Annotated in this window: 13 protein-coding genes and 2 tRNA genes; 5 read left to right on the top strand and 10 right to left on the bottom strand. The window is 65.7% G+C overall.

Going from position 1 to position 12,444, the window contains the following annotated elements:
- Positions 1 to 67: 67 nt before the first annotated feature.
- Together K32_RS21830 and tesB are read right to left on the bottom strand one after the other, a co-directional pair.
- Positions 68 to 406: a P-II family nitrogen regulator gene (locus tag K32_RS21830; protein ID WP_201401515.1), complete on the bottom strand. Its 339-nt coding sequence runs from the start codon at positions 404 to 406 to the stop codon at positions 68 to 70.
- A gap of 241 nt (positions 407 to 647) precedes the next feature.
- A complete protein-coding gene (gene tesB / locus K32_RS21825; RefSeq protein ID WP_201401514.1) occupies positions 648 to 1,550 on the bottom strand; it encodes an acyl-CoA thioesterase II in 903 nt (300 codons plus the stop codon).
- Between the two features lie 113 nt (positions 1,551 to 1,663).
- On the opposite strand from tesB, the gene K32_RS21820 reads away from it, so the two are divergent.
- Complete coding sequence (locus K32_RS21820) at positions 1,664 to 2,902, top strand: ubiquinone biosynthesis hydroxylase (RefSeq protein WP_201401513.1); 1,239 nt, start codon at positions 1,664 to 1,666, stop codon at positions 2,900 to 2,902.
- Between the two features lie 48 nt (positions 2,903 to 2,950).
- Complete coding sequence (locus K32_RS21815; protein ID WP_201401512.1) at positions 2,951 to 3,424, top strand: nucleoside deaminase; 474 nt, start codon at positions 2,951 to 2,953, stop codon at positions 3,422 to 3,424.
- 224 nt (positions 3,425 to 3,648) lie between these two features.
- Here K32_RS21815 and K32_RS21810 read toward each other — a convergent pair whose 3' ends face one another.
- From K32_RS21810 to K32_RS21790, 5 genes are all read right to left on the bottom strand, one after another.
- Complete coding sequence (locus tag K32_RS21810) at positions 3,649 to 3,840, bottom strand: Trm112 family protein (RefSeq protein WP_201401511.1); 192 nt, start codon at positions 3,838 to 3,840, stop codon at positions 3,649 to 3,651.
- A gap of 110 nt (positions 3,841 to 3,950) precedes the next feature.
- Positions 3,951 to 4,631: an LON peptidase substrate-binding domain-containing protein gene (locus tag K32_RS21805; RefSeq protein WP_201401510.1), complete on the bottom strand. Its 681-nt coding sequence runs from the start codon at positions 4,629 to 4,631 to the stop codon at positions 3,951 to 3,953.
- Between the two features lie 13 nt (positions 4,632 to 4,644).
- Positions 4,645 to 5,571 (bottom strand): thioredoxin, encoded by a 927-nt coding sequence (gene trxA / locus K32_RS21800; protein WP_201401509.1) that lies wholly within the window; start codon positions 5,569 to 5,571, stop codon positions 4,645 to 4,647.
- 77 nt (positions 5,572 to 5,648) lie between these two features.
- Positions 5,649 to 6,167, bottom strand: coding sequence for a prolyl-tRNA synthetase associated domain-containing protein (locus K32_RS21795; RefSeq protein WP_201401508.1), 519 nt, complete (start codon positions 6,165 to 6,167; stop codon positions 5,649 to 5,651).
- A gap of 127 nt (positions 6,168 to 6,294) precedes the next feature.
- Positions 6,295 to 6,897 carry an outer membrane protein gene (locus K32_RS21790; RefSeq protein ID WP_201401507.1) on the bottom strand — a complete coding sequence of 201 codons (603 nt, stop codon included), beginning with the start codon at positions 6,895 to 6,897 and terminating at the stop codon, positions 6,295 to 6,297.
- 288 nt (positions 6,898 to 7,185) lie between these two features.
- Here K32_RS21790 and K32_RS21785 point away from each other — a divergent pair.
- Positions 7,186 to 7,260, top strand: a tRNA-Gly gene (locus K32_RS21785).
- A gap of 303 nt (positions 7,261 to 7,563) precedes the next feature.
- Positions 7,564 to 7,638, top strand: a tRNA-Gly gene (locus K32_RS21780).
- 24 nt (positions 7,639 to 7,662) lie between these two features.
- Here the strand turns inward: K32_RS21780 and K32_RS21775 are convergent.
- Entirely contained in the window at positions 7,663 to 9,069 is a 1,407-nt protein-coding gene (locus K32_RS21775; RefSeq protein ID WP_201401506.1) for a class I SAM-dependent methyltransferase, read from the bottom strand.
- 55 nt (positions 9,070 to 9,124) lie between these two features.
- Positions 9,125 to 10,120 carry a methyltransferase domain-containing protein gene (locus tag K32_RS21770; RefSeq protein ID WP_201401505.1) on the bottom strand — a complete coding sequence of 332 codons (996 nt, stop codon included), beginning with the start codon at positions 10,118 to 10,120 and terminating at the stop codon, positions 9,125 to 9,127.
- 124 nt (positions 10,121 to 10,244) lie between these two features.
- Between K32_RS21770 and K32_RS21765 the strand changes: the two genes are divergently transcribed.
- Complete coding sequence (locus K32_RS21765; RefSeq protein ID WP_201401504.1) at positions 10,245 to 11,285, top strand: glycosyltransferase; 1,041 nt, start codon at positions 10,245 to 10,247, stop codon at positions 11,283 to 11,285.
- Between the two features lie 42 nt (positions 11,286 to 11,327).
- On the opposite strand, the gene K32_RS21760 is transcribed toward K32_RS21765, so the two are convergent.
- Positions 11,328 to 12,434, bottom strand: coding sequence for an enolase C-terminal domain-like protein (locus K32_RS21760; RefSeq protein ID WP_201401503.1), 1,107 nt, complete (start codon positions 12,432 to 12,434; stop codon positions 11,328 to 11,330).
- Positions 12,435 to 12,444 lie beyond the last annotated feature (10 nt).

The following is a 12,444-nucleotide window of genomic DNA, read 5'->3' as shown; positions in this document are numbered from 1 at the left end:
CCCTTCTCGCGGCGGTTGTTCGATGTGATGTCGGATCCGTCAGCGCCTCCCGGCGCGGGCGGGAGCGCTAGAGGGCGTCGGTATCGGTCTCGCCGGTGCGGATGCGGACGGCCTGTTCGATCTGGTAGACGAAGATCTTGCCGTCGCCGATCTGGCCGGTCTTGGCGGCGGAGGCGATCGCCTCGACCACGGCGTCGACCGCCTCGGACGCCACCGCGACCTCGATCTTCAGCTTCGGCAGGAAGCTGACCGCGTATTCGGCGCCGCGATAGATCTCGGTGTGGCCCTTCTGGCGGCCGTAGCCCTTCACTTCCGTCACCGTCAGGCCCTGGACGCCGATCGCCGTCAGGGCGTCGCGGACCTCGTCCAGCTTGAACGGCTTGATGATCGCCATCACGATTTGCATGTGTTCCGATTCCCTTCTCTGGCAGCTCAGGGACCGTGCGACTGACCCGGGTTTTGTCCGGAGCGGCCACACGGCGGCGTTCGCTGGCAACGACCATTCAAGGTCCGTGCCAAGTCAGCGCGGGCGTCGGGAAAAAATGCGAAACGCGCAAAAGCGCGTCAGCCGAACGGCCTCGATCCGAGGCAATGCCCCGGTCTGGCCGCAATTTCTGCCTCTTGGGCAGTCAATCGGAAGGTTTTGCCTAATTATTAGGCTTCGAGGGCCGGGTCAGCGCCAGCGAATTGTGCGCCGACGGCTCGACCGGGCGAACGAGCCCTTCCTGCGCCACCGAAGCGACGAGGACGCCGCGGCGATCGAACAGGCTGCCGCGATTGAAGCCGCGCGCGCCGAAGGCCGAGGGGCTGTCCTCGACATAGAGCAGCCAGTCGTCCATGCGGAACGGCCGGTGGAACCATATGGCGTGGTCGAGGCTCGCCACCTGCACGCTCGGATCGAAGGCGGAGCGGCCATGCGCGAGCAGGGTGGTGTCGAGCAGCGTCAGGTCCGACGCATAGGCGAGGACGCAGCTGTTCAGCACCGGGTCGTCGCCGATCGAGGTCTTGGCTCGGAGCCAGATCGCGTGGCCGAGTCGCGGCTCGGCGCGGGTAAAATAGCCCTCGAGGTCGACCGGCCGCAGCTCGATCGGCCGGAGCCGCTCCCAATAGCGCCGAACGCCCTCCGGCGCGCCGTCGAGCAGGGCGGCGGTCTGCGGCCCGTCGACCGGCAGGTCTTCCGGCGGCGGCACGTCCGGCATGGCGATCTGGTGGTCGAAGCCCTCCTCGCGGATGTGGAAGGAGGCCGACATGACGAAGATGGTGCGGCCGTGCTGGATCGCGACGACCCGCCGCGTCGAGAAGCTGCCGCCGTCGCGGACCCGCTCGACCTCGTAGACGATCGGGGCTGCGGGATCGCCGAGGCGCAGGAAATAGCAGTGCATCGAATGCACCGGCCGGTCAGCCTCGACGGTGCGCGAGGCGGCGACCAGCGACTGGCCGATGACCTGGCCGCCGAAGACGCGCTGCCAGCCGGGATCAAAGCTGCGACCCCGGAACAGATTGTGTTCCAGCGGTTCCAGATCGAGTATCGAGAGGAGGTCGTCGATCATGCGGGCAGGGACTTGTCTTGAGGTCTTGTCTTGCGGGAGGCGGGTCGAGAGTTGGTGTTGCGGCCGATGGCCGGTCAAGTCAAGCGGCGGAGTGCCGGAAGGGACGGATCCTCATGGGCGTGCGTGAACACGAAGAACCCGTCATCGACGTGCTGATCGCCGGCGGCGGCTATGTCGGATTGTGCACGGCTCTGGCCCTGAAGCAGGGCGCCCCCTCGCTTTCCGTGACGGTGGTCGATCCGGCTCCCGCAGGTGCGGGATCGCGCGACGGCCGCGCCTCGGCGATCGCGGCGGCGGCGAAGCGGATGCTGGAGCAGCTCGGCATCTGGGAGACGATCGCCGCGACCAGCCAGCCGATCACCGAGATGATCGTCACCGACAGCAAATTGCGCGACGCGGTGCGGCCGGTGTTCCTGACCTTTTCCGGCTCGGTCGGCGATGGCGAGCCCTTTGCCCACATGGTGCCGAACGGGGCGCTGGTCGGCGCGCTGACCGAGGCCGCGTCGGCCGCCGGCGTCAATCTCGTCGCCAGCGAATCGGTCGTCGATTTCGTCACCCATTCGTCCCATGTCGCGGCAAGGCTCGCCGGCGGCCGGACGATCAAGGCCCGCCTGCTGGTCGCCGCCGACGGCGCCAGGTCGCGCCTGCGCGATCTCGCCGGCATCCGCACCGTCGGCTGGTCCTACGGCCAGTCGGGCATCGTCACCACGGTCGAGCACGAGCGGCCGCATAACGGCCGCGCGGTCGAGCACTTCCTGCCGGCCGGCCCGTTCGCCATCCTGCCGCTGCCGGGCAATCGCTCGTCGCTGGTCTGGTCGGAGAGCACGGAGAGCGCCGACCGGCTGGTCCGGGCGGACGATTTCACTTTCCAGTTGGAACTTGAGCGCCGTTTCGGCCATCAGCTCGGCGCGATCGAGCCGGTCGGTCCGCGCCGCGCCTATCCGATCGGCCTCAAGCTCGCCCGCGCCTTCGTCAAGCCGCGCGTCGCGCTGGTCGGCGACGCCGCGCATGCGATCCATCCGATCGCGGGGCAGGGCCTCAATCTTGGTTTCAAGGACGCGGCGGCGCTGGCCGAGACGGTGGTCGAGGCAGCGCGCCTCGGCCTCGATCCCGGAACGCTCGACATTCTCGAGCGCTACGAGCGCTGGCGCCGCTTCGATACGGTGCAGATGGGCATCATGACCGACGGTCTGACGCGGCTGTTCTCGAACGACAACCCGGCGCTCCGGATTGTTCGCGATGTCGGCCTCGGCCTCGTCGACCGGCTGCCGCGCCTGAAGGAAAGCTTTATCGGCACGGCCTCCGACGTCGGCACGTCCGGCCCGCGCCTGCTGCGCGGCGAGGCGATTTAGGCGCTGCAGCCGGGTTGCTTCCTGCGCCAGCTTTTTGGGGAGACTTTGATGGATAGCCACGAGCCGTTCCTGCGCGAAGCGATTGCCCTGTCGAAATCCGCGATGGACCGCGGCGACGAACCGTTCGGCTCCGTGCTGGTCAAGGAGGGCGACGTCATCCTGCGTGCCGAAAACAGCGTCTTCACCGGCCACGACATGACGAACCATGCCGAGTTGAACCTGATCAAGATGGCGGCGCAGCGCTACGACACGGCTTTTCTCGCCGACTGCACGCTCTACACCAGCACCGAGCCGTGCGCGATGTGCTCCGGGGCGATCTACTGGTCGGGCATCGGGCGCATGGTGTTTGCGTGCTCCGAAGCGCGGCTTGGCGAGATTGCCGGGATCGGGCTGAACGTGCCGAGCCGCGCAGTGCTGGAAACCGGCGCGCGCATCGTCACCGTGGTCGGCCCGACCAATCTCGAAGACGAAGCCGCCGAAGTCCATCAGGAATTCTGGCCGAAGCATCTCGGCAAGGCCTAGAGCCTCGGCTCCTCCCGGGACCTTTTTGCATCCCTGGACTCGACCATCATCCTGAGGTGCCCGGCGCAGCCGGGCCTCGAAGGAGGGTCCAGAGAACGCCCTGAAGGCGGATTTCAGCAGCCGATGTGCTCCGCTGGATCCTCCTTCGAGGCTTCGCTCGCGCGAAGCACCCCAGGATGATGGCGGAGCCGGTCGACGGACCCGAAAAGCCCGGAGGTCAGCCTTTAGATCGGCCGCGCCTCGTCGGGGAGCAGGATAGGGATGCCGTCGCGGATCGGGTAGGCGAGGCGCGCGGCGCGGCTGACCAGCTCCTGGCGCTGGTGGTCGTATTCCAGCGTCATCTTGGTGAGCGGGCAGACGAGCAGCTCCAGGAGCTTGCCGTCGATCCGGCTCGCCGGTCGTTCGACATGCACCATGGCTGTCTCCCGGAGCGTTTTCGAGCGAAGTGGATACCGGTTCGCGTGAAGAAAACGCGACCAACGAATAGTTAGAACCTTTCATCGTTTCGGCGAAACGATGAAAGGTTCTATTGCAGCTGCGACGGCGCGCCGCCGCTGCGGCGGGCGAGCGACACTTCGGTCAGCGCGATCAGCGTCTCCGAGCGCGTCTTCAGGTCGGGCGCCTCGAGCAGGGCCTGTTTTTCGGCCATGCCATAGGGGCTCATCATCGACAGCGCGTTGACCAGCGTCTCGTTCGACGCCTTCTCGATGCTGTCCCAGTCCGCTTCCAGATGATTGGCGTCGAGATAGAGGCGGAACGTATCGAGGAGATGCGTGCGGTCGACGGTCTCGGAACCGGCGTCCTCGATGAAGTCGGCGGTGAAATCCGCCGCCGTCACGCGGGCGCGCCGGAAGCCCTCCTCGGGCTCGACCTCCTCGAGGATGCGAAACCGGCTGATGCCGGTCAGGCAGATCATGTAGCGGCCGTCGCCCGTCTCGGCATAGGAGGTGATGCGGCCGGCGCAGCCGACGGCGAACAGCTCGCCGGCTTCGCCGCCATCCTCCGATTCCGGCTGGGCGAGCGGCTGCACCATGCCGATGATGCGGTTCCCCGCCATGGCGTGATCGACCATCGCCATGTAGCGCGGCTCGAAGATGTTGAGCGGCATCTGTCCGCGCGGCAGCAACAAGGCCTCGGGCAGCGGGAAAACCGGAATCACATCGGGGAGATCGTCCGGGCCTTCATAGGTGGCATTGCCTACCTGCATCCGAATGGCGCCTTCAGGAAAACAGCAGGGAAGAAAGACGGCGACGCCCATAGAGCGTCGTTTCGTCGGTCGGGCCCCACGCCTCGAAAAACTGCACGAGCTGCTTGCGGGCCTTGTCATCTTCCCAACTGCGATTCAGCCGGAAAATGTCAAGGAGCAGATCGGCGGCGTCCTCGCGCTGGTCCTTGGCGTTGAGCAGCAACGCCAGTTCGAAGCGGGCGTCATAGTCCTTGGGGTTGCTCTCGATCCGCGCGCGGAGCTCGCCTTCCTCGCCGAGATCGGCGACCTGGTCGGCCAGCGCGATCTGGGCGCGCAGCCCGGTCACGGCCGGGTCGTTCGCCTTCTCCTCGGGAAGCGAATCGAGCAGCTCGCGGGCGGCGTCGATATTGCCCGTCGCCACGTCGCAGCGCACCAGGCCGACCAGCGCGCGGAACGTGTCCGGTTCGGCGGCGAGGATGGCGGCGTAGATTTCCGACGCCGCCGCGAAATCGCCCTGCTCGACGCGGGCATCCGCCTCGGCGAGCGCCGCCTCGAGCTCGGCGCCGCCGGCGGGACCGGCCACACGCTCGATGAATTCCTTGACCTGGCTCTCGGGCAGCGCGCCCATGAAGCCGTCGACCGGGCGGCCGTCGACGAAGGCGATGACGGCCGGGATCGACTGGATGCCGAGCTGGCCGGCGATCTGCGGGTGGTCGTCGATGTTCATCTTGACGAGCTTCACCGTGCCGCGCGCGTTCTGCACGACCTTCTCGATCACCGGCGTCAGCTGCTTGCACGGGCCGCACCAGGGCGCCCAGAAGTCGACCAGCACCGGCTGCCGGCGGGATTCGTCCAGCACGTCCTTGGCGAAGTTGTTGGTCGTCGTTTCCTTGATCAGCGCCTCGGCGCCATTCGCCGAGGTCGCGGCGGTGTCGCCGATGCTGAAGCTGGGCTGGTTCATAAGGATTGCCTCAATCGTCGCGGAACCGGCTCTCGCGCCGGCATGTCGGGGGAGAAGATGGCGCTTCGAACCCGATTTTACAAATCCGGACTGGCGGATGCGGGCGAAAAGGACAGCAAAAGCGGCTCATGGCCGGTCGCGCGCAGGAAAGCGACCAGGTCGGGGGCGGCGATCGTCGTCGTCGCGGTGTTGACGAGCGGGTGGAAATTGACCGGGCCGGGCGCCGCCAGCGCGTCGTCCAGCACCACCTGGACCCGCGCCTCGCGGTCGTTCAGAACGCCGAAGGGCGTGACCGAGCCGGGTGTCACGCCGAGCAATTCCTGCATCAGCTCGGCCGAGCCGAAGGAGAGGCGACCGGAGGCGCCGATCCGTTCATGCAGCCGCTTCAGGTCGATCGCGGCGTCCTCCTCGGCGACGACGAGGAAGATCGCGCCCTTCTTGTCTTTCAGGAACAGATTCTTGCTGTGCCGGCCGGCGATCGCGCCGCGCAGGCCCTGCGACTGCTCCACGGTGAAGAGCGGCGGGTGCTCCACCGTTGTCGTCTCGATGCCGAGTTCGTCGAGAAAGCGGAAAAGGTCGTCCTGCGTCGCCGTCATCTTCATCCCCTTGCGGAACGCCGAGATGAAGCATGCCGGCGCCGGGCGGGCAAGCGAGATTGCCGAGGCCGGACAAAGGAAAGCCCGGCGCGAGGCCGGGCTTTCCAGGGCATTCCGTCGAAACCGATCAGAACTTGAAGTTCAGGCCGGCCGTGACCGCGGAACCGGTGGCGCCGCCATTGACGACCGGCGTGAAGTTGCCGATGTCCTTCTTGCCGAGGTCGACATAGTCGTACTCGAGGCGGGCGGTCAGGTTCTTAGTGAAGGCGTATTCGACGCCGGCGCCTGCCGTCCAGCCGACCGCCCACTGGCTCTCGTCGGCGAACTTCAGATCGCCATAGGCGACGCCGCCCTTGGCGTAGACCAGGAACTTGTCCCAGGCGTAGCCGGCGCGGGCCGTGGTCTTGCCGAGCCACTGCAGTTCGGCGACGTCCTTCAGCGACGAATAGGCGAAGTCGGTCTCGACGCCGATCACCCAATGGTCGATCTGGTAGTTGTAGCCCGCCTGCGCGCCGATGAGGCCGCCGGTGCTGCTCAGTCCATTGAGATCGCCGGTGAAGTCGCCGAACAGCGCGCCGCCATGCACACCGACATAGAAGCCGGTCCAGTCGAAGGCGGCTTCGGTCACGACGGGGGCCGGCGCCGGTGCCGGCTCGTAGGTGAGATCTGCCGCTGCGGCTGCGCCCGTAAGGGCGAGGAGCGCTGCGCCGGCGAGAAGAAGCTTGTTCATGGGTATCCTCAAGAGATGCGGATCGACGCGGGAACCTGCCCGATCCATTATCTCAGCCACCCCTGGCTTGACCCTCGACGGCGGCATAGCACCGGCTTTTGAGGCTGACCATTCCAAATCAGCTGGCGTCGCCCCGAGGGGACAGCATGACGCGTGCGCTGCGGTAAAAAGGTCTCGCATCGTGGCAACGGCATGGCATCTTTCTGGCTCAAATCGGATGGAAAAACCCTCTTGCAATCAATTCCGGCTTCGGTCATAAGGTGCCCACGCTGGCGGTGCCGGCGAGAAGCGGGTGTAGCTCAGGGGTAGAGCATAACCTTGCCAAGGTTAGGGTCGAGCGTTCGAATCGCTTCACCCGCTCCAATACTTCCGGTCACCCACCGGATGCTCAAAAGGGCCACGGTTTCCGTGGCCTTTTTGCTTTTTGTCGTCTCGGTTGCCTTGGCTGGACGTGAGGCGACCTCGGTTTATCTGTGATTTTTAACGAGATTTTTGTGCCGGCTCAGCGGTTCGCCGACCGGCTGTTCCGTCCGTACCGCGCGGATTCCCCGCGGTTTTCCGGCCCGGCGGATGGCGGTGGCGATCGCCCTGTGGACCGCTCGCCGCTCTCTTGCAATCGGTCCGGGCTTGGGTCATAAGGTGCGCATGCCGGCGCGCCGGACGGATGCGGGTGTAGCTCAGGGGTAGAGCATAACCTTGCCAAGGTTAGGGTCGAGCGTTCGAATCGCTTCACCCGCTCCAATCTTCCGGTCACCCACCGGATCTTCAAAAAGGCCACGGTTTCCGTGGCCTTTTTGCTTTCTGGACCTCGTCACCCAGCTCGGCCAGCTTGTTGCGGAGCGCGAGAACCGGCGCGTGGAGATTGGCCGGCACGGGCGGGCTGGCCTCGCCGCCGAAATCGACGAAGCTCGCGAGCCGCGCCAGCGCGCGGAGCAGTTCCCCCGCATAGGAAAGCGCCAGGGCCTCGTGATAGACGGCCCGCCAGATCAGGTCGGTCTCGACCACGGCCGTCGCGGCGGAGAGCGTCATCTTGGTCTGGCAGAGGCGGGCGGCGGCGCGGAAATGGCGCGCAGCCCCCGGATAATCGCCGCGATGCAGCAGCATCAGCATGCCGAGATAATAGGTCGAGGCGGCGATGCAGATCGGCCAGCGCGCCGCGAACTGCGCCGGCGTCTCGATGTCGTCCAGCCTCGGCGCGGCATCCGCGAGCCTGGGCGTGAAGGCCGCCTCGGCGAGCGGATAGTCGCCCGCATCCAGCGCGCCGCGGAAGAGGCGATAGCGCAATCCGATTTCCAGCGAGGAGCCCGGTGCGGCGCGCGAAAGCCTATCCCGCAGATGCCGGTGCAGGCGTTCGGCGACCGCCTGCGGCGAACGCTGCTGGAAGCGCAGCGGCGCTCGTGAGGCGTAGACGAGCATGCTCGCCGCGCTCCGGTCGATCTCGACATGGGCGAAACCGGCGCTGCGCAGGACCTGCGCCAGGCCTTCCGCGCTGTAGAGGATGGTATGGGCGCCCGGCGACAGGAGGGCGAGCAGGGTGCTCGGGTCCGTTCCCCGCGCGATGCGCGCGGCGTCCGGCGTCGTCAGCACCAGCACGCCGTCGTCTTTCAGATAGGAGGCGAGGATCCCCACGAATTCGCCGGGGTCATTGATGTGCTCGATGACTTCCGAGCAATGGACGATGTCGAACAGCGCGCTCGAGCCGTTGTTTTTCGCCGCGAAGTCGCTGACGATATCGAGCCCGAGCTGTTCCCGTCCGAGCTTCCCGTAATGCGACGGCTCGTAGCCCCGGACCTCCCATCCGGCAATGCTGCGGATGGCGTCCATGCCGAAGCCGAAGCCGCAGCCGATGTCGAGCAGCCGGCCGGTCCCGCTGCCGTCAGGAATGACCCGGAGCAGGTTCCTGGCCACCAGGTCGATCGCGCCATTGAACTCGACATAGTCGCGGACGGTGAGTTCGGACGCGGTGTGCTGGGTGTAGTCGATCTCCGGAAAGGGGTGGTAGGTCAGCGACTGGCAGCGATCGCAGCGATAGAGCTGGAGTTCCCGCTCGGGCAGCGACGCCGGCTGGACACTATCCACCGCGGCGACGAACGGCTTTGGATCGGGGTCGGAGCAGACAGGACACGCGAAGGCTGCCGGCGGCTGCCGGCCATCAGGGAAGCGGAGGTTCATTTTGTCTCATTCGCTCCGGGGGGTAGCGATAGTTTTTGGGGGGGCTAGCGATCGTTCAGGCGTCGGTGTGGGACGGATAGGCCATGCCTTGTTGCAGGGAGAGTTCCCGGGCGACCGGCCATGCGACCGCGCCTTCGGGAAGGTCGAAAATCTTTCGGGCCAGGATCCAGGACACGGTCATGCCGTCATGCAGCGGGAACTCCAGCATCGGGCCCTGCCGCAAGGACGGCTGCACCAGCATCCGCACCGGCTCGGCCATGCCGCATGCCAGTACCTCGAAGCCCAGGCTCGGCGAGAGCAGCACCTTCAATCCCTCGCTCGACATCCGCCAGAAATCGTTGGGCAGTTCGTGCAGGGGGAAGGAGTGCGGCACGGAGTGCATCGTCAGCCCGCCGACCTTCAGCACCTTGTTGATCTCCGCGGCGAGCAGCCACGGATAGGCGAGATGCTCGACCACGGCGTAGGACAGGACGCCGTCGAGGGATGCGGGTTCGACGTAGTCGCCGAGGAAGTGGGCGTCGCCGACGATGTCGACGCCGGGGGCCGCGTGAATGTCGAAGCCGATGAACGTGCATTCCGGCTCGAACAGCGACGCGTTCAGAACCGCGCCCGGGCTGACCGTCCGGGCGCCGATCTCGAGCACGGTGCCGCGGATCTGCTTCATCGCTGCCGCGAACCGGTCCAGCGGGGCCGCGCTCCCGTTGGGAATGGCGTTCTGCGGATGGTCCGGGGGGAGGGCGGTGACGTCGATCTCGACGGTGCCAAGGGAGCTTTCCACCTCCAGCGTCACGGGCCGGAAGGGCGGGCACGGCAGGTAGAGGGCGAAGCCGCAGCGGGTTGAATCGAGCCGCGGATAATGGGTCAGCAGATCCGGTCGATCCGAGAACTCGGTGGTCGTGACCCGCGCCGCGCCACTCTTCAGGTGGATGGCGCGTGGCGCGACATCGGAGACGTGCGCCCACCCTTTCACGAAGACGCCATGTTGGTCGCACCACAGGGCGTCGACCATGTGAAAGGCCGGTACAACCTTGCGCAACTTTTTCAACTTCATATGCCTGTCAACCAAATGGATGCTGTTGTACCCTTCGGATTACATGGGTGGACGGCCGCTGTCTGAGCGTCAAGTGGTATCGTCGAGTTGATGGAATTTTCTGCCAGTTATCGAGAGAGAGTAGATGACGAGAATTACAATCGCTGCGGTCATTCCACTCTATAATGGCGAGAAATATATTCGGGAGGCAATAGACAGCGTTTTCGCTCAGACGAGTCTACCTGACGAAATCATCGTCGTGGATGACGGGTCGACCGATGGTGGCGCGAATATTGTCCGGGAATTGGCCGAGACCAGGCCGATTACTCTGATATCCAAGCCGAATGGCGGACAATCGTCAGCGCGAAATGCCGCGATTGATCAATGCCACAGCAGCCACATCGCTCTGCTGGATCAGGACGATATATGGTATCCGCATCATCTTGAGGTGCTGAGGCGACCGTTCGAGCAGGAAGTCCCGCCGGCCCGTCTCGCGCTGGTCTATGGCAATCTCGACCATGTCGATGTCGGCGGCCAGATGGTCGCGCATCGCTGCCTCGACATCTTCTGTCCGGATCATCCCAAGGTCACGCTGCGCCATTGCCTGGAGCAGGACATGTTCATCCTGCCGGGCGCGTCGCTGATCGAACGGCAGGCGTTTCTCGAAGCCGGCCGGTTCGACGAGCGGCTGGCCGGCTACGAGGACGACGATCTGTTCCTGCGCCTGTTCCGCAAGGGCTACCACAGCGTCTATATCGACGAGCCCCTGACCCAATGGCGCATTCACGCCGCGTCGACCTCGTTCAGCGCGCGGATGGCGAAGTCGCGGATGATCTACTACCGCAAGCTTCTCGAAGTCTATCCAAACCAGCCCCGGTTGCATCAATACTGGATCCGGGACTATGTCGCGCCGCGTTTCTTCCGCGCTTCGGTGGGGGATTTCATTGCCGGGTCGCGCTTCGGCGAACCGCAGCGGATGCAGCAGGCATGGGCCGACATCCTCGAGATCACGCCGGAGCTTCCCCGTCGGCAGAGAAAGCGCGTGCGTCGCGTCGCGCCGATGGTCGAGCTTCTCTATCGCGGACGGTTCAGCAATCTGGCGCGAGTCCTGGTGCGATATGGCGCGTCCGCCCGTCGCAGGGAGAAGACCGAGCGCCGCCGGGCCGAGTCGTCCGATCGAAAGTGACGGCTCGAAGCGGCGGAGCGGCGCTCGGCCAACCCTGTCCCGTCAGACGATCGCCAGCGCCGTGCGCTCCAGATACGCCCAGTCCGGCTCGAGCCCGAGGCCCGGTGTCGAGGGCACGGTGATGAAGCCGTCGACGATGGGCAGCTCCGCCATTGTGGCGAGGCCGGCGATGTGCTCGCTCGACATGACCAGCTGCTCGTAGAAATCGTTGTTGGGGATCGCGCCGCAGATATGCGCGTTGGCGACGCCCATGCCGTGCACCTGCGCCCGCATCCCGTGCGATTCCGCCAGATGCGCCACCTTCATCGCCCCGGTGATGCCGCCCTTGTAGAAAGACGAGGTGCGCATCATGTCGAGCGCGCCCATGTCGATCCAGGTCGCGGCGTTCCAGTGGCAGCCATCCGAGGTCTCGGCGGCGAGGACGGGAATGTCGAGCTGTTCCGTCAGCTTCGTGTAGCTGCGGAGGTCGAACTCGCGCATCGGCTCCTCGTACCAGTGGAAGCCAGCGTCTTCGAGCTGGCGGCCGAACCAGAGCGCGGTGACGAAATCCCAGCCGGCCGAGCCGTCGAACATCAGCGTCGCGTCATCGCCCGTCCATTTGCGCAGATTGTGGCAGAGCCTGGCGTCCGCTCTCGCGTCGCCCCAGGCATGCAGCTTGAAGGCGGTGAAGCCGACGTCGATGCATTCCTTGATGTGGCGCTCATAGGCGTCCATCGTCTCGAAGGTGACGGTGGAGGCATAGGCCTGGATGCGGTCGGAATTGCCGCCGAGCAGCTGATAGAGTGGCAGTCCCGCCTTCTTCGACTTGATGTCCCAGGCGAGCTGGTCGATCAGGCCGAGATCGCGCATGTGCAGCTCCTCGATCCGGTCGATCTCCCAGATCTTGGTCCAGAGCCGCTCGGTCAGCAGCGGGTTCTCGCCGATCAGCGACTTGAGCCGCCGGCGGGTCAGGCTGGCGATCGCCTCGCCGTCGCCGGTCTTGATCGCGCCGGTGATGCCCTCGTCCGTATCCATCCGCAGGATCGCCGATTTCGGGCGCTCGCCCTTCGGCGTGCCGTCGCCGGAGCCGGCGAGGCCCTCGCGCCAGCGGAAGGTGTATTTCGGGTGATCGTCCTCGACGATATAGGCGCGGATGTCCGTGATCTTCACGTGTGGCTCC

The sequence above is a fragment of the Kaistia sp. 32K genome (genome assembly GCF_016629525.1).
GTDB lineage: Bacteria > Pseudomonadota > Alphaproteobacteria > Rhizobiales > Kaistiaceae > Kaistia.
This window is presented reverse-complemented; position numbering and strand designations above follow the sequence as displayed.

Bases quoted from the DNA above. Each gene is read 5' to 3' on its own strand.
- K32_RS21765 (WP_201401504.1), top strand. From the start codon at position 10,245: ATGACGAGAATTACAATCGCTGCGGTCATTCCACTCTATAATGGCGAG.
- K32_RS21805 (WP_201401510.1), bottom strand. From the start codon at position 4,631: ATGCAGGTAGGCAATGCCACCTATGAAGGCCCGGACGATCTCCCCGAT.
- K32_RS21770 (WP_201401505.1), bottom strand. From the start codon at position 10,120: ATGAAGTTGAAAAAGTTGCGCAAGGTTGTACCGGCCTTTCACATGGTC.
- tesB (WP_201401514.1), bottom strand. From the start codon at position 1,550: ATGATCGACGACCTCCTCTCGATACTCGATCTGGAACCGCTGGAACAC.
- K32_RS21775 (WP_201401506.1), bottom strand. From the start codon at position 9,069: ATGAACCTCCGCTTCCCTGATGGCCGGCAGCCGCCGGCAGCCTTCGCG.
- K32_RS21795 (WP_201401508.1), bottom strand. From the start codon at position 6,167: ATGACGGCGACGCAGGACGACCTTTTCCGCTTTCTCGACGAACTCGGC.
- K32_RS21810 (WP_201401511.1), bottom strand. From the start codon at position 3,840: ATGGTGCATGTCGAACGACCGGCGAGCCGGATCGACGGCAAGCTCCTG.
- K32_RS21820 (WP_201401513.1), top strand. From the start codon at position 1,664: ATGGGCGTGCGTGAACACGAAGAACCCGTCATCGACGTGCTGATCGCC.
- K32_RS21830 (WP_201401515.1), bottom strand. From the start codon at position 406: ATGCAAATCGTGATGGCGATCATCAAGCCGTTCAAGCTGGACGAGGTC.
- K32_RS21815 (WP_201401512.1), top strand. From the start codon at position 2,951: ATGGATAGCCACGAGCCGTTCCTGCGCGAAGCGATTGCCCTGTCGAAA.
- K32_RS21790 (WP_201401507.1), bottom strand. From the start codon at position 6,897: ATGAACAAGCTTCTTCTCGCCGGCGCAGCGCTCCTCGCCCTTACGGGC.
- trxA (WP_201401509.1), bottom strand. From the start codon at position 5,571: ATGAACCAGCCCAGCTTCAGCATCGGCGACACCGCCGCGACCTCGGCG.